At 66.7% G+C, this 16,237-nt stretch carries 14 protein-coding genes; 10 read left to right on the top strand and 4 right to left on the bottom strand.

Features of this window, described 5'->3' with window-relative positions; all coding sequences use genetic code 11:
- A partial coding sequence (locus G3N93_RS18280; RefSeq protein WP_206133651.1) for a hypothetical protein occupies positions 1-209 on the bottom strand: 209 nt, incomplete at its 3' end.
- A gap of 94 nt (positions 210-303) precedes the next feature.
- Between G3N93_RS18280 and leuS the strand changes: the two genes are divergently transcribed.
- The 5 genes from leuS (at position 304) to G3N93_RS18255 (ending at position 6,456) form a co-directional block, all read left to right on the top strand.
- Positions 304-2,898 (top strand): leucine--tRNA ligase, encoded by a 2,595-nt coding sequence (gene leuS / locus G3N93_RS18275; RefSeq protein WP_206133650.1) that lies wholly within the window; start codon positions 304-306, stop codon positions 2,896-2,898.
- A 38-nt stretch (positions 2,899-2,936) separates the two neighbouring features.
- The gene (gene lptE / locus G3N93_RS18270; protein ID WP_206133649.1) at positions 2,937-3,491 is read left to right on the top strand and encodes an LPS assembly lipoprotein LptE; all 555 of its coding nucleotides are present in this window, start codon (positions 2,937-2,939) and stop codon (positions 3,489-3,491) included.
- Positions 3,492-3,509: 18 nt separating this feature from the next.
- Positions 3,510-4,604, top strand: a complete 1,095-nt coding sequence (gene holA, locus G3N93_RS18265) for a DNA polymerase III subunit delta (protein WP_206133648.1) — start codon at positions 3,510-3,512, stop codon at positions 4,602-4,604.
- 138 nt (positions 4,605-4,742) lie between these two features.
- Positions 4,743-6,014: a glutamate-5-semialdehyde dehydrogenase gene (locus G3N93_RS18260; protein ID WP_206133647.1), complete on the top strand. Its 1,272-nt coding sequence runs from the start codon at positions 4,743-4,745 to the stop codon at positions 6,012-6,014.
- 19 nt (positions 6,015-6,033) lie between these two features.
- Entirely contained in the window at positions 6,034-6,456 is a 423-nt protein-coding gene (locus G3N93_RS18255) for a CopD family protein (RefSeq protein ID WP_011350935.1), read from the top strand.
- A gap of 105 nt (positions 6,457-6,561) precedes the next feature.
- Here G3N93_RS18255 and G3N93_RS18250 read toward each other — a convergent pair whose 3' ends face one another.
- Entirely contained in the window at positions 6,562-7,410 is an 849-nt protein-coding gene (locus G3N93_RS18250) for a MurR/RpiR family transcriptional regulator (RefSeq protein ID WP_011350936.1), read from the bottom strand.
- Positions 7,411-7,692: 282 nt separating this feature from the next.
- On the opposite strand from G3N93_RS18250, the gene edd reads away from it, so the two are divergent.
- From edd to G3N93_RS18230, 4 genes are all read left to right on the top strand, one after another.
- Positions 7,693-9,549: a phosphogluconate dehydratase gene (edd, locus tag G3N93_RS18245; RefSeq protein WP_206133646.1), complete on the top strand. Its 1,857-nt coding sequence runs from the start codon at positions 7,693-7,695 to the stop codon at positions 9,547-9,549.
- 19 nt (positions 9,550-9,568) lie between these two features.
- Positions 9,569-10,195 carry a bifunctional 4-hydroxy-2-oxoglutarate aldolase/2-dehydro-3-deoxy-phosphogluconate aldolase gene (gene eda, locus G3N93_RS18240; RefSeq protein ID WP_011350938.1) on the top strand — a complete coding sequence of 209 codons (627 nt, stop codon included), beginning with the start codon at positions 9,569-9,571 and terminating at the stop codon, positions 10,193-10,195.
- Positions 10,196-10,415: 220 nt separating this feature from the next.
- Positions 10,416-11,777 carry a GntP family permease gene (locus G3N93_RS18235; protein ID WP_174939158.1) on the top strand — a complete coding sequence of 454 codons (1,362 nt, stop codon included), beginning with the start codon at positions 10,416-10,418 and terminating at the stop codon, positions 11,775-11,777.
- A 13-nt stretch (positions 11,778-11,790) separates the two neighbouring features.
- Positions 11,791-12,294, top strand: a complete 504-nt coding sequence (locus tag G3N93_RS18230) for a gluconokinase (RefSeq protein WP_046544931.1) — start codon at positions 11,791-11,793, stop codon at positions 12,292-12,294.
- Positions 12,295-12,368: 74 nt separating this feature from the next.
- Here the strand turns inward: G3N93_RS18230 and G3N93_RS18225 are convergent, their stop codons facing one another.
- Entirely contained in the window at positions 12,369-13,016 is a 648-nt protein-coding gene (locus G3N93_RS18225; RefSeq protein ID WP_011350941.1) for a TetR/AcrR family transcriptional regulator, read from the bottom strand.
- 277 nt (positions 13,017-13,293) lie between these two features.
- Between G3N93_RS18225 and G3N93_RS18220 the strand changes: the two genes are divergently transcribed.
- Positions 13,294-14,715 (top strand): FAD-binding oxidoreductase, encoded by a 1,422-nt coding sequence (locus G3N93_RS18220; RefSeq protein ID WP_174939179.1) that lies wholly within the window; start codon positions 13,294-13,296, stop codon positions 14,713-14,715.
- A 76-nt stretch (positions 14,716-14,791) separates the two neighbouring features.
- Here the strand turns inward: G3N93_RS18220 and purB are convergent, their stop codons facing one another.
- The gene (gene purB / locus G3N93_RS18215; protein ID WP_174984029.1) at positions 14,792-16,180 is read right to left on the bottom strand and encodes an adenylosuccinate lyase; all 1,389 of its coding nucleotides are present in this window, start codon (positions 16,178-16,180) and stop codon (positions 14,792-14,794) included.
- Positions 16,181-16,237 lie beyond the last annotated feature (57 nt).

The raw sequence follows: 16,237 nt of genomic DNA, 5'->3' as shown, positions 1-16,237 counted from the left end.
CCAACCGCTGAGCGGATCCGGCGGGCCCGTCCCGGCCGCGGGATCGGGCCGCACGCCGCAAGACCGGTCGAATGGGCCGGCGCGGGCGGTATAATCAACGTTTTTCCCGGTTGGCAGGCTTTATTCAGGTAACCCGGAATTTTCCAGGCTACCCGGGCATGCTGCGGGTTACCCGGAAAATGCCCGGAAACCGCGAACAGGTCCTGCAACAGCGAACCTGCAGGTCCGCCGGGCAAGCACGATTTTCGATCCACTCCTGCGCGCGCGCCGTCGCGCCGCTTAAAGCCTAGTCCGAACCACACCATGCACGAGAGATACGTACCCGCCGACGTCGAAGCCGCCGCCCAGGGCGACTGGCGCGCAGCCGATGCCTACAAGACGAAGGAAGATTCGCAGAAGCCGAAGTTCTACTGCGTGTCGATGCTGCCGTACCCGTCCGGCAAGCTGCACATGGGTCACGTGCGCAACTACACGATCAACGACGTGATGTACCGTTATCTGCGGATGAACGGCTACAACACGCTGATGCCGATGGGCTGGGACGCGTTCGGGATGCCGGCCGAGAACGCCGCGATGGCGAACGGCGTGCCGCCGGCGAAGTGGACCTACGACAACATCGACTACATGAAGGGCCAGATGCAGTCGATGGGCCTCGCGATCGACTGGTCGCGCGAAATCGCGACGTGCAAGCCCGACTACTACAAGTGGAACCAGTGGCTGTTCCTGAAGATGCTCGAGAAGGGCATCGCGTACAAGAAGACGGGCACCGTGAACTGGGACCCGGTCGACCAGACCGTGCTCGCGAACGAGCAGGTGATCGACGGCCGCGGCTGGCGGTCGGGCGCGCTCGTCGAGAAGCGCGAGATCCCGATGTACTACCTGCGCATCACGCAGTACGCGGATGAGCTGCTGAACGACCTCGACGGCCTCGGCTGGCCCGAGCGCGTGAAGATCATGCAGCAGAACTGGATCGGCAAGAGCTTCGGCGTGAACTTCGGCTTCCCGTACGAACTCGACGGCGAGAAGAAGCTGCTGCGCGTGTTCACGACGCGCGCCGACACGGTCATGGGCGTTACCTTCTGCGCGATCGCGGCCGAGCATCCGCTCGCCACGCGCCTCGCGCAGGACAAGCCGGAGCTGCTCGCGTTCATCGACGAATGCAAGCGCGGCGGCGTCGCCGAGGCCGACGTTGCGACGATGGAGAAGAAGGGCGTCGCAACGGGCTTCTCGGTCGCGCACCCGCTGACCGGCGAGCCGGTCGAGGTGTGGATCGGCAACTACGTGCTGATGAGCTATGGCGAAGGCGCGGTGATGGGCGTGCCGGGCCACGACGAGCGCGATTTCGCGTTCGCGAAGAAATACGACCTGCCGATCAAGCAGGTGATCTCGGCCGAAGGCCAGCAGTACTCGCTCGACGCATGGCAGGAGTGGTACGGCGACAAGGAAACCGCCGTCTGCGTGAACAGCGGCAAGTACGACGGCCTGCACTACGCGGAAGCTGTCGACGCGGTCGCGGCCGACCTGAACGCCGGCGGCTTCGGCGACAAGCAGGTCACGTGGCGCCTGCGCGACTGGGGCGTGTCGCGCCAGCGCTACTGGGGCACGCCGATCCCGATCATCCACTGCCCGTCGTGCGGCGACGTGCCGGTGCCCGAGCAGGATCTGCCCGTCGTGCTGCCGGAAGACCTCGTGCCGGACGGCTCGGGCAACCCGCTTGCGAAGTCGGAAGCGTTCCTGAACTGCGCGTGCCCGAAGTGCGGCGCGGCCGCGAAGCGCGAAACCGACACGATGGACACGTTCGTCGATTCGTCGTGGTACTTCTCGCGCTACACCGCGCCGGACGCCGAGACGATGGTCGACGCGCGCACCGATTACTGGATGCCGATGGATCAGTACATCGGCGGCATCGAGCACGCGATCCTGCACCTGCTGTATTCGCGTTTCTGGACCAAGGTGATGCGCGACCTCGGCCTCGTGAAGTTCGGCGAGCCGGCGAAGAACCTGCTCACGCAGGGCATGGTGCTGAACGAGACGTTCTACCGCGAGGATGCATCGGGCAAGAAGACCTGGTACAACCCGCTCGACGTGACGGTCACGCACGACGACAAGGGCCGCCCGGTCGGCGCGACGCTGAACACGGACGGCCAGCCGGTCGTGCTCGGCGGCATCGAGAAGATGTCGAAGTCGAAGAACAACGGCGTCGATCCGCAGCTGTTGATCGACCAGTACGGCGCCGATACCGCGCGCCTGTTCACGATGTTCGCCGCACCGCCCGAGCAGCAGCTCGAGTGGTCGGGCGCGGGCGTCGAAGGCGCGAGCCGCTTCCTGCGCCGCGTGTGGAGCTTCGGTGCGGCGAACCGCGAAGCGCTCGCCGCGCGCGCGGGTTTCGATGCGGCCACGCTCGGCGAAGCCGACAAGGCGCTGCGCCGCGAGATCTACAGCGTGCTGAAGCAGGCCGATTTCGACTACCAGCGCCTGCAGTACAACACGGTCGTGTCGGCTGCGATGAAGATGCTGAACGCGATCGACGGCGCGAAGGGCGCGACGCCCGGCGTGCTGCGTGAAACGTACGGCGTGCTGCTGCGCGTGCTGTACCCGGTCGTGCCGCACGTCACGTTCGAGCTGTGGAAGGCGCTGGGCTACGCGGACGAATTCGGCCCGCTGCTCGACGCACCGTGGCCGAAGGTCGACGAGGCCGCGCTCGAGCAGGCCGAGATCGAACTCGTGCTGCAGGTGAACGGCAAGGTGCGCGGCGCGCTGAAGGTGGCGAAGGACGCGAGCCGCGAGGCGATCGAAGCCGCGGCAGTGGCCGACGACGCGTTCGCGAAGTTCAGCGACGGCAAGCCGGCGAAGAAGATCGTCGTCGTGCCGGGCCGCCTCGTGAACATCGTCGTCTGACGGCCGCTGGCCGTCGGACGTACCCAGAAGGAGCGAAGGTGATCCGCAGATCGTTTTTGATGCTTGCTGCCGGCAGCGCGGTTGCGCTGTCGGCATGCGGCTTCCAGTTGCGCGGCCAGCAGGACTACGCGTTCAAGCACCTGCTGATCGCCGGCGCGCCGGCGCCGGTCGAGGCGCGCCTCGTGCGCCTCGTCGAGGCCGGCAGCGACACGAAGATCGTCAAGTCGGCGGACGACGCCGATGCCGTGCTGCGCATGTGGGAGTCGCGTGGCCAGAACACGCTGACGCTCAACAAGTACGGCTCGGCGCAGGAATACGCACTGTTCTACACGCTGAACTACACGTTGACGAGCAAGGACGGCACCGTGCTGATCCCGCCGAGCGCGATCGCGCTGAACCGCGCGATGACGTACAGCGATCAGTACACGAACGCGAAGGCGCAGGAAGCCGACCTCCTGTACGCCGACATGCAGAGCGACGCAGTCGACCAGCTGATGCGGCGTCTCGCGATCGTCCATTCGCTGACGCCGGCGCCGGAAGACGTGGTGCCGGGCGTCGCACCGCGCGCGCCGTTGCCGCCGCCGCCGCTCTGATCGACGGCGCACGTATCGATGCAACTGCGACTTGATGCGCTGGAGCCGCACCTCGCGAAGGGGTTGGCCGGGCTCTATACCGTCTACGGCGACGAGCCGCTGCTCGCGCAGGAAGCGTGCGACCGCATTCGTGTGGCCGCGCGCGCGGCCGGCTTCACCGAGCGTTCGGTGCATACGGTCGAGCGCGGCTTCGACTGGAGCGTGCTGCTCGGCGCAACCCAGGCGATGTCGCTGTTCGGCGAGCGCCAGCTGATCGAGCTGCGCATTCCGTCGGGCAAGCCCGGCAAGGAAGGTGCCGATGCGCTGAAGACGCTCGCGGCCACGCCGAACCCCGACGCGCTGATGCTCGTCACGTTGCCGCGTCTCGACGCGGCCACGCAGAAATCCGCGTGGTTCACCGCGCTGCAGAACGGCGGCGTCGCGCTGAAGATCGATCCGGTCGACCGCGCGCAGCTGCCGAACTGGATCGGCCAGCGTCTCGCGATGCAGGGCCAGCGCGCCGCGCCCGGCGAGGACGGGCGGCGCGCGCTGCAGTTCATCGCCGAGCGCGTCGAAGGCAACCTGCTTGCCGCACACCAGGAAATCCAGAAGCTCGGGCTGCTGTATCCGCAAGGCGCACTGTCGTTCGAGCAGGTGCACGACGCGGTGCTGAACGTCGCGCGTTACGACGTCTTCAAGCTGAACGAGGCAATGCTCGCCGGCGACGCCGCGCGGCTCGCGCGGATGATCGACGGGCTGAAGGGCGAGGGCGAGGCGATCGTGCTCGTGATGTGGGCGGTCGTCGAGGAATTGCGCACGCTGCTGCGGATCAAGCGCGGCACGACGGCCGGCAAGCCGCTCGCGACGCTGCTGCGCGAAAACCGCGTGTGGGGGCCGCGCGAGCGGCTGATCGGCCCCGCGCTGAATCGCGTGTCCGAAGCCGTGCTCGAGAAGGCGCTCGCGTTTGCCGCGAAGCTCGACCGTCAGGTCAAGGGGCTCACGGCCGTCGCGCCGGGGCGCCGCACGCAGGACGAACCGCCACCCGATCCGTGGGACGGGCTGTTCCAGCTCGCGATGACGGTGGCCGGCGCCCGTGGCGAGCGACCGCCGACCGCGGGGCGCGTGCGACGCTAAGTCCCGTTCGGGCCGTCAGCGCGCGCTGCGCAACCCGCTTACAATGTTTCGATAGCTGGCGCGGCTCTGCGGCCGCCGCCACTCACGCTTCCCCACGAATTCATGCCGCCCCGCGCGGCGCGCTTCTCGAGTCACACGATGGATATCGATCAGTACATGACCGACCTGGGCCGTCGCGCCCGGCACGCTTCCCGCGCGATGGCGCGCGCCAGCACGGCCGCGAAGAACGCGGCGCTCGACGCCGTGGCGCGCGCGATCGAACGCGACGCGCAGGTGCTGAAGGACGCGAATGCGCGCGATGTCGCCCGCGCCCGTGAAAAGGGGCTCGATGCGGCGTTCGTCGATCGCCTGACGCTGTCGGACAAGGCGCTGAATACGATGGTCGAGGGCTTGCGCCAGGTGGCGTCGCTGGCCGATCCGATCGGCGAGATCAGCAACCTCAAGTACCGCCCGAGCGGCATCCAGGTCGGCCAGATGCGTGTGCCGCTCGGCGTGATCGGCATCATCTACGAATCGCGCCCGAACGTGACGATCGACGCGGCGGCGCTGTGCCTGAAGTCGGGCAATGCGACGATCCTGCGCGGCGGCTCCGAAGCGCTCGAATCGAACGCGGCGCTCGCGAAGCTGATCGGCGAAGGGCTCGAAGCAGCCGGCCTGCCGCAGGATGCGGTGCAGGTCGTCGCGACGGCCGATCGCGCGGCGGTCGGCAAGCTGATCACGATGACCGAATACGTCGACGTGATCGTGCCGCGCGGCGGCAAGAGCCTGATCGAGCGCCTGATCAACGAGGCGCGCGTACCGATGATCAAGCACCTCGACGGCATCTGCCATGTGTACGTCGACGATCGCGCCGATCTCGCCAAGGCGCTGACCGTCTGCGACAACGCGAAGACGCACCGCTACGGCACCTGCAACACGATGGAGACGCTGCTCGTTTCGAGCGGTGTCGCGGCGAAGCTGCTGCCGCCGCTCGGCAAGCTGTATCGCGACAAGCAGGTCGAACTGCGCGTCGATGCGGCCGCGCGCGCAGTGCTCGCCGATGCGGGCGTCGGCCCGCTCGTCGAGGCGACCGAGGAAGACTGGCACACCGAGTATCTCGCGCCGGTGCTCGCGATCAAGGTCGTCGACGGCCTCGACGCCGCGATCGAGCACATCAACCATTACGGCTCGCACCACACGGACGCGATCGTCACCGAGGATCACGACCGTGCGATGCGGTTCCTGCGCGAGGTCGATTCGGCAAGCGTGATGGTCAATGCATCGACACGCTTCGCGGACGGCTTCGAATTCGGCCTCGGCGCGGAAATCGGCATTTCGAACGACAAGCTGCACGCACGCGGCCCCGTCGGCCTGGAAGGGCTGACGTCGCTGAAGTACGTCGTGCTCGGACACGGCGAAGGCCGCCAGTAAACAGCGAGGCACACAACCGATGGCGATGCTCTGGGTCAAGACGTTCCATATCGTTCTGATCGCCGCGTGGTTTGCAGGGTTGTTCTACCTGCCGCGCATCTACGTGAACCTGGCCATGGAAACCGATCCGGCCGCCGTGCGACGCCTGCTGCTGATGGCACGCAAGCTGTTCCGCTTCATGACGATGATCGCGGTGCCGGCGCTGGCCTGCGGGCTGTGGCTCTGGCTGTCGATCGGCATCGGGCAGGGGCAGGGCTGGATCCACGCGAAGGTGACGGTCGTGCTGCTGCTCATCGTCTATCACGCGTATTGCGGGCACCTGCTGCGGGTGTTCGAGCGCGGCGAGAACCGTCGCACCGACAAGTGGTATCGCGTGTTCAACGAGCTGCCGGTGCTCGGCATGCTCGCGGCAGTCGCGCTGGTCGTGATCAAGCCGTTCTGAGCGACATGGCCGGCGAGGTTGCCGGCGTCGCCTGATGCACAACGGCGCCCCGTGGGGCGCCGTTTGTCGTTTACGCGCAGACGCCGCGGCCGGCGCGGTGCAGGTTCAATCCTTCGCGCCGTCGTCGATCCGGCGGCGCGTGATCGCCTCCTTCGCGCGGCCGACCCGTTCCATCAGCGCCGGGCCGCGCGACAGCGCAACGCCGACCGCGAGGATGTCGCCGATTGCGAGATGCGACATCCGCGACGTCATCGGCGAGAACACGTCCGTTTCCTCCGCAACGTTCGACGCGAGACTCACCGTCGCGAGCTTCGCGAGCGGCGAATGGCTCTGCGTGATCGCGACGACCTTCGCGCCGCACGCGAGTGCGGAGCGGGCGGCATCGACGATGTCGCGCGTACGGCCGGTGTTCGAGATTGCGACGACGACGTCGTGCGGCCCGAGCAGCGCCGACGACATCGAGAACGTGTGCGGATCCGAATACGCGACGCTCGGCACGCCGAGCCGGAAGAACTTGTGCTGGATGTCCTGCGCGGCGATGCCCGAGCCGCCGGCGCCGTAGAACTCGATCCGCGATGCGTTCGACAGCAGCGCGATCGCATCGGCGACGCTGCCCGCGGACAGGCTGTTGCGCACCTCGATCAGTGCGCCGATCGTGCGGTCGAACACCTTGCCGATGATGCCGGGCGCCGGCTCGTCGGGCTCGACGTCGCGATAGACCGACGACACACCCGGCGCGACGCTCTGCGCGAGCCGGATCTTGAACTCGCGAAAGCCGCTGCAGCCGAGCGCCTGGCAGAACCGCGCAATCGTCGGCTGGCTGACGCCCGCGCGCGTCGACAGCTCGGTCATCGCGAGGTCGAGCACCTCGCGCGGCGCGGCGAGGATGTAGTCGGCGAGCTTGCGCTCGGACGGGCGCAACTCGGCGCGGATCGCTTCAATGCGGGGCAGCATGGGACGGCAGGCAGAAATCGGGTTCGGATGAGCGAGTGTATCGCAATCGAATTGTAGAAAATCTACATAAAAATGCTAGTCATAGCGTGATGCTTTTTATGGGGTGGATTAGGGTTTTCACTAGGTATCGCCTTGCTGGTAGCGGGAATAAGGGTTGCGGGTCGCCTAATCCGCATTGCATGCTTGTAGTTTTTCTACTAGACTGGCTTCGTTCTGTCGACGCGTTCGACCGTCCCCACGATTCCAACCGCCGGTGTCGGCCGGCATACAGGAGCGCCCAGCATGACGTCGCTGCACCCCACTCTGGCGAAGGTCACCGAACGCGTGATCGCCCGCAGCCAATCGACCCGTTCCGCCTATCTGCTGCGCATCGACGGCGCGCAGGGCAAGTTCCCGGCACGCGGCGCGCTGTCGTGCGCGAACCTCGCGCACGGCTTCGCCGGCCTCGAGGGCAACGACAAGTTCTCGATCAAGGCGATCCGCGAGCCGAACATCGGCATCGTGTCCTCGTACAACGAGATGCTGTCCGCGCATGCGCCGTACAAGGATTTCCCCGAAATCATCAAGGCGGCCGCCCGCGAGAACGGCGGTGTCGCGCAGTTCGCGGGCGGCGTGCCGGCGATGTGCGACGGCGTCACGCAGGGCAACCCGGGGATGGAGCTGTCGCTGTTCTCGCGCGAGGCGATCGCGATGGGCACGGCCATTGCGCTCACGCACAACATGTTCGACGCGGCGCTCTGTCTCGGCATCTGCGACAAGATCGTGCCGGGCCTGCTGATCGGCGCGCTGCAGTTCGGCCACCTGCCGACGATCTTCGTGCCGGCCGGCCCGATGACGAGCGGCCTGTCGAACGACGACAAGGCGAAGATCCGCCAGCAGTTCGCGACCGGCCAGGTCGGCCGCGACGCGCTGCTCGAAGCCGAATCGGCCGCCTATCACGGCCACGGCACCTGCACGTTCTACGGCACCGCGAACAGCAACCAGATGCTGATGGAGCTGATGGGGCTGCACCTGCCGGGCTCGGCATTCGTTCATCCGCACACGCCGCTGCGCACCGCGCTGACGGCCGAGGCCGCGCGCCGCGTGCTCGACCTGACCGTCGAGCGCGGCCGCTACACGCCGATCGGCCACGTGATCGACGAGAAGGCGATCGTCAACGGGATCGTCGCACTGCTCGCGACGGGCGGCTCGACCAACCACACGCTGCACCTCGTCGCGATCGCGCGCGCGGCCGGCATCCTGATCGACTGGAACGACTTCGACGAACTGTCGGCCGTCGTGCCGCTGCTCGCGAAGATCTACCCGAACGGCAAGGCCGACGTGAACCACTTCCACGCGGCGGGCGGCGTGGCCTTCCTGGTACGCAACCTGCTCGAAGGCGGGCTGCTGCACGAGGACGTGACGACGGTCGCCGGCCGTGGCCTGTCGCACTACACGAAGGAGCCGAAGCTGATCGACGGCAAGCTCGTGTGGGTCGACGGCACGGCCGAGAGCCACGACACGAAGGTGCTGCGCGGCATCCGCGACCCGTTCCAGCCGGACGGTGGCCTGCGCCTGATGCAGGGCCGCCTCGGCCGCGGCGTGATCAAGATTTCGGCGGTCGCGCCCGAGCACCGCAAGGTGACGGCGCCCGCGATCGTGTTCGATTCGCAGGAAGCCGTGCAGGAAGCATTCGATCGCGGCGAGCTGAAGCGCGACTTCGTCGCGGTCGTGCGCTTCCAGGGCGCGCGCGCGAACGGGATGCCCGAGCTGCACCGTTTGACGCCGCTGCTCGGCGTGCTGCAGGATCAGGGCTTCCACGTCGCACTCGTCACCGACGGCCGCATGTCGGGCGCGTCGGGCAAGGTGCCGGCCGTGATCCACGTATCGCCGGAGGCGCTGCTGGCCGGCCCGCTCGGCAAGGTGAAGACGGGCGATACGCTCGTGATCGACGCGGAAGCCGGCGTGCTCGACATCGAGGTCGACGCCGCCGAGTGGCAGGCGCGCCCGGTCGCGCAGCCGCTGCACCAGGCCGAGAACGAGGTCGGTTTCGGGCGTGAACTGTTCGGCGTGTTCCGCGCGGCTGCCGCGCCGGCCGAGCAGGGCGCATCGGTTTTCGGCGCGTTGGTCGGCGAAACGGCCGCCCACGTCGCCGCATGAATTTCAAGGAGCCAATTCAATGAAGACGATTGCTGAAATCGTGAAGCTGGGCCCGGTCATCCCGGTGCTCGCATTCGACTCGGTCGAGCAGGGCGAACACGTGTCGCGCGCGTTGCACGCGGGCGGCGTGAAGGTGCTCGAGATCACGCTGCGCACGCCGGCCGGCCTGGAAGCGATCCAGCGCGCCAGCCAGCTCGCGGACGACATCGTCGTCGGCGTCGGCACGATCACGAAGCCCGAGCATTGCGAGCAGGCGAAGCGCGCGGGTGCGAAGTTCGGCGTGTCGCCGGGCCTGACGAAGGAGCTGCACCTCGCGTCGCTCGACGCGGGCCTGCCGCTGCTGCCGGGCGTGATGACGCCGAGCGACATCATCCAGGCGCTCGAATTCGGCTATGAGATCGTGAAGTTCTTCCCTGCGCAGCAGGCGGGCGGCGTGCCGATGCTGCAGGCGTTCCACGGCCCGTTCCCGGCGCTGAAGTTCTGCCCGACCGGCGGCATCACCGTCGAAACCGCACCGAACTTCCTGAAACTGCCGAACGTCGTGTGCGTCGGCGGCTCCTGGCTCACGCCGAAAGCCGCGCTCGCCGCGCAGGACTGGGCCGAAGTCACGCGTCTCGCGCAAGCCGCGAGCCAGCTCCCCCGTTAAGACTTGTACGGAATGACGGTTTGACCCTCGGAAATCAGGCGCTTAGTGCTTGTTTTACTGAGGGTTTTTGCTGATGGAACCGGTTCTATCCGTGGGCCGTAAAGATAAGTAAAATTCAGCGTCCTGACGGGGTGGGTACCCCCCGTGTTCCGGAGACCTGCATAGCCGGGCATACTCGCAACAACTCGCCCGGTTCGAACAATTCTAGGAGGAGTGCCACATGGGGGCTGTCCAAGGCAGCATGCTGCTCGTATTCACGCTGATCGCGATCGCCGCGCTGATCCTGATGATCGCGCGCTACAAGATCTACCCGTTCCTGGTGCTGATCATCGTTTCGCTCGGCCTCGGACTTGTCGTCGGCATGCCGATGGACAAGATCGTCAAGTCGTTCGAGACAGGCACTGGCGGCACGCTCGGCCACATCGCGATCGTCGTCGGCCTCGGCACGATGCTCGGCAAGATGATGGCCGAATCGGGCGGCGCCGAACGGATCGCGACCACGCTGATCGACTGGTTCGGTGAAAAGAACATCCACTGGGCGATGATGTTCGTCGCGATCATCGTCGGCCTGCCGGTGTTCTTCGAAGTCGGCTTCGTGCTGCTGATCCCGATCGCGTTCAACGTCGCGAAGCGCACCGGCAAGTCGCTGCTCGTCGTCGGCCTGCCGATGGTGGCCGGCCTGTCGGTCGTGCACGGCCTGATCCCGCCGCACCCGGCCGCGCTGCTGGCGGTTCAGCAATACGGCGCCGATATCGGCAAGACGATCGCGTTCGGCCTGATCGTCGGCGTGCCGACCGCGATCATCGCGGGCCCGCTGTTTGCGCTGACGATCTCGAAGTTCGTGAAGCTGCCGGAAAACAACCCGCTCGCCGCTCAGTTCGTCGACACGCACACGGATGGCCGCAAGCGTGAACTGCCGAGCTTCGGCATCACGCTGTTCACGATCCTGCTGCCCGTCGTGCTGATGCTCGTCGGCAGTTGGGCCGACCTGCTGTTCACGCCGAAGTCGCTGCCGAACAACCTGCTGCGCTTCGCCGGCAACTCGGACGTCGCGCTGCTGATCGCCGTGCTCGTGAGCTTCTTCACGTTCGGCAAGCTGCAGGGCTTCAACCGCGACCAGATCCAGAAGTTCTGCGGCGAGTGCCTGGCGCCGATCGCCGGCATCACGCTGATCGTCGGTGCGGGCGGCGGCTTCGGCGGCGTCCTGCGCGACAGCGGGATTTCGCAGCAGATCGTCGAAACCGCGAAGCACGCGCACCTGTCGCCGCTGCTGCTCGGCTGGTTCGTCGCCGCGCTGATGCGTCTTGCAACGGGTTCGGCGACGGTCGCGATGACGACGGCCTGCGGCATCGTCGCGCCGATCGCGGCGGCGGCCGGCACGACGGTCAGCCCGGAACTGCTGGTGCTCGCCACGGGCTCGGGCTCGCTGATCTTCTCGCACGTGAACGACGGCGGCTTCTGGCTGATCAAGGAATACTTCGGGATGACGGTCGGTCAGACGTTCAAGACCTGGTCGTTGCTCGAAACCATCATCTCGGTGCTTGGTCTTAGCTTCACGCTGCTGCTGAGCCTGGTTCTGTAACAAGGGGTAGTCAATGATTCTGATCGCAATGGGCGTGTCGGGCGCGGGCAAGTCGCTAATCGGCGAAATGCTGGCGGAACGCCTGTCGTGCAGCTATACCGATGGCGACGCGTTTCACAGCGCGGCGAACAAGGAAAAGATGCACAACGGCATTCCGCTGACCGACGACGACCGCTGGCCGTGGCTGCGCACGATTCGCGCGGCCATCGAGGAAAAGCAGCGCGCCGGCGAGACGGCCGTGTTCACGTGCTCGTCGCTGAAGCGGTCGTACCGCGACGTGCTGCGCGGCACCGACACCGACGTGCGGTTCGTGTATCTGAAGGGTTCGTTCGAGATGTTGCACGAGCGCCTGAAGAGCCGCACCGGCCATTTCTTCGATCCGTCGCTGCTGAAGAGTCAGCTCGACACGCTCGAGGAGCCGGGCCCGGACGAAGCGATCGAGGTCAGCATCGAGCTGACGCCCGAACAGATCGTCGATCAGGTCATGCTGAAGATCGGCATCGCGCAGCAGCACTGAGCGCGGTTCGCGGTAATCGTCATGAAAAAGGCGCCCCTCGGGGCGCCTTTTTTCGTTCGTGGCCTGCAAGCCGGTCAGGCCGCGTGTGCCTGCTGCGCGATGCCGTCGAGCAGCACGTCGAGCATCGTGTCGTGCACGGCTGCCGGGTCGAGCTGCGCATAGAGCGGGGCGGCCGCCTTGACGAGCGGATGCGCGGCGTCCGACAGCGCTGCCATTTCCGCGAGCTCGACGTCGTTCGCGGCGCGCGTGAGGCCGCCGGCTTCGGCCGCGGCCAGCCCGATCACGCTCGCATACCAGCCGACGCACACCGACGGCAGTGCCGCGCGCGGGATACCGGCGTCGGCGAGCGCGCGATGCACGGCCTCGATGTGCGCGAGATCGGCCGGCCCGGTACTCATGTGCCGCTGCAGCAGCGCGAACGCGGCCGGGTAGCGCAGCGCGAGCGCGCGGTACTGGCGCGCGAGGTCGCGCAGCCGTTCGCGCCACGGCAGCGCGGCGTCGACCGGCACGAGTGAGCGCGACAGCGCGTTCGCGATCGCGCGGCTCAGGCCTTCCTTCGACTTGAAGTGGTACAGCACGCTCATCGGGTCGCAGCCGACCGACTGCGCGAGCTTGCGCACGCTGAACGCGGCTTCGCCGACGTCTTCGAGCAGCGCGAGCGCGGCTGCGACGATGGCCTCCTTGTCGAGGCCGCGCGGGCCCTGGGCGGGTTTGTCTTTCATCGATGCGGGCTGGCGAACCGGTGCGGCACCGGCTGTAAACTTGACGAAAGCTTATTCTACACTGTAGAATTATTTCTGCGGTGTAGAAATTGGGTGTCCCGGCACCTTTCAATACGTGCTTTCGCACAGTCCGGGATCCAGGCGGCACGAGCGTGTCCGCCGTCAACACGGGCCATCGCGCCCCTTTATCTCGTTGACACCCATGTGGAACCGGCTGCCCCACCCGCGAAGCCAGAAGGCTCATCGACAGGCGGCCCAAGACCATGCAAGTGCAATCATGACTTTCAACCATCAATCCCTGATCCAGGGCGAATCGCGTTTCGAACCAACGCAACTGAACATCGAAAAAGACAACTGGAACTGGTGCGACCCGGCCCGCTACGACGGCGAGCGCCCGGCCAACTGGTACGAAGCATCGCTGTCGCGCCACGCGAACAGCGCGCCGCTTGCGCACGACGCGGTATGCGACGTGCTCGTGATCGGCGCGGGCCTGCTCGGCGCGTCGGCCGCGCTGCATCTCGCGGAAGCGGGCGTCGACACGATCCTCGTCGACAAGCACCACGTCGGCTCGGCCGCGTCGGGCCGCAACGGCGGGCAGCTCACGCCCGGCCTTGCGCGCTGGGAAGCCGCCGACATGATCGACCACCTGTCGCATGACGACGCGAAGCGGCTGTGGCGCTTTGCGTCGGCCGAATCGATGGACCTGATCGATGCGATCGGCGCACGTTACGCGCTCGAACTCGATCGCAAGCGCGGCCACATCACGGCGGCGGTCCACCCGGGCCACATGAGTGCGCTGCTCGACGGCGCGGATGCGCGCCGCCATCTCGGCGACGCGGGCGTGACGCTCGTCGGCCGCCATCAGCTGCATGACGACTACGTGCGCTCGGGGCTGTACCACGGCGCGGCGATCGACGCGATCGGCGGTCAGATTCATCCGCTCGCGCTGGTGCGCGGCCTCGTGCATGGCTTCCGCCTGAATGGCGGCGCGCTGTTCGAGGGCACCGAGGTGCTCGAACTCGACGAGACACCGGAGGGCGTGGTCGCGACGACGCCGGGCGGCACGATCACCGCGCGCAAGGGCGTCGTGCTCGCGCTGCACAACACGACGTTCCGGCTGCTCGACGACGGCGCCGCGACGACCGTGCCGTTCTTTACCTACGTGAGCGTGACGGCGCCGCTCGACGTCGACGTCGCGACCCTGATGCCGGCCGGCATGCCCGTGTACGACACGCAGTTCCAGATCGACTATTACCGGCCGGTGCGCGGCAACCGCCTGCTGTTCGGCGGGCAGGGCACCGGCACGTGCTGGGCGCAGCCCGACGTGAACGCGTACCTGCTGACGCGGCTGAACACGGTGTTTCCGCAGCACGACGGCCGGTTCGCGCTCGACTACTGCTGGAGCGGCGTGAGCGACTTCACGCTGAACGGCGCGACCGACAGCCGCAAGACCGACGGCCGCGTGCCGATGTACATGGTGCAGGGCTGGAGCGGCCACGGTGTCGCGCAGACGGTGCGGATCGGCAAGGCGATCTGCGACGATTTCGTCGGCCGTAACGACGATTTCTCGATGCTGACCGGCATCGATCACCGCGCGATTCCGCTCGGCCGCCAGTTGTCGCCGATCGCGATTCCCGCTGCGAAGGCCGCGATGAGCGTGATGAGCGCGCTCAACCCGGGGCGGATGATCTCGTTCTGACCGGCTGCGGCAGGCAACAAAAAAGCCCGATGCGATTGCTCGCATCGGGCTTTTTTACGTGCGGAGTCGGCGGCGCTTACGCGATCCGCTTCGCGAGTTCGACGGCCTTGCCGATGTACGACGCAGGCGTCATCGCGAGCAGGAGAGCCTTCGCCTCTTGCGGGATCGCCAGCGTGCCGACGAATTCCTGCAGCGCTTCGCGCGTGATGCCCTTGCCGCGCGTCAGCTCCTTCAGCTGCTCGTACGGGTTCTCGATGCCGTAGCGGCGCATCACCGTCTGCACCGGCTCGGCGAGCACTTCCCAGCAGTTGTCGAGGTCTTCGTTCAGGCGCTGCGGGTTCACTTCGAGCTTGTCGAGGCCGCGGATCAGCGAGTCGTACGCGAGCAGCGAGTAGCCGAGCGCGACGCCCATGTTGCGCAGCACCGTCGAGTCGGTCAGGTCGCGCTGCCAGCGCGACACCGGCAGCTTGTCGGCGAGGTGGCGCAGCGTCGCGTTCGCGAGGCCGAGGTTGCCTTCCGAGTTCTCGAAGTCGATCGGGTTCACCTTGTGCGGCATCGTCGACGAGCCGATTTCACCGGCCTTCGTCTTCTGCTTGAAGTAGCCGACCGAGATGTAGCCCCACACGTCGCGATCGAGGTCGAGCAGGATCGTGTTCGCGCGCGCCACGGCGTCGAACAGCTCGGCCATGTAGTCGTGCGGTTCGATCTGGATCGTGTACGGGTTGAACGTGAGCTTCAGGCGGTTTTCGATCACGTCGCGCGAGAACGCTTCCCAGTCGAATTCCGGATACGCCGACAGATGCGCGTTGAAGTTGCCGACCGCGCCGTTCATCTTGCCGAGGATCTCGACCTTCTCGATGCGCGTAATTGCACGGGCGAGGCGGGCCGCGACGTTCGCGAGTTCCTTGCCGAGCGTCGTCGGGCTGGCCGGCTGGCCATGCGTGCGCGACAGCATCGGCTGCTCAGCGTGCGCGTGCGCGAGGGCGACGAGGCGCTGGTAGACCGTGCGCAGGGCCGGCAGGATCACGTGTTCGCGCGCGCCGGCGAGCATCATCCCGTGCGACGTGTTGTTGATGTCTTCCGACGTACACGCGAAGTGGATGAATTCGCTGGCCTTTTCGAGTTCTTCCTGGCCCTTCACCGATTCCTTCAGCCAGTATTCGACGGCCTTCACGTCGTGGTTCGTCACGCGCTCGATATCCTTGATGCGGGCGGCGTCGTGCGCGGTGAAGCGCTCGGCGAGCTGCAGCAGGAACTGTTCGGACGCATCGGAGAAGCGCGGGACTTCCGCGAAGCCGGCGCGCGACAGCGCGATCAACCAGTGCACCTCGACGGTGACGCGGTGGCGCATGAAGGCGGCTTCGGAGAGCCAGTCGCGCAGTGCTTCGGTCTTGCTGGCGTAGCGGCCGTCGATGGGCGAAAGCGCGGTGAGGGCGAAAAGCGTATCGGGACGAGTGTCGGACATGATCGGGCGAGCCTTGGGGCCGGGTCGAGCGAGGGGAAGGAGAATCCGGCATTTTAA

Origin of the sequence: Burkholderia sp. Se-20378 (assembly GCF_017104665.1) — a bacterium.
In the GTDB taxonomy this organism is placed as follows: Bacteria; Pseudomonadota; Gammaproteobacteria; order Burkholderiales; family Burkholderiaceae; genus Burkholderia; species Burkholderia lata.
The sequence above is the reverse complement of the archived record's forward strand: the minus strand, read 5'-3'. Positions and strand labels throughout refer to the sequence as shown.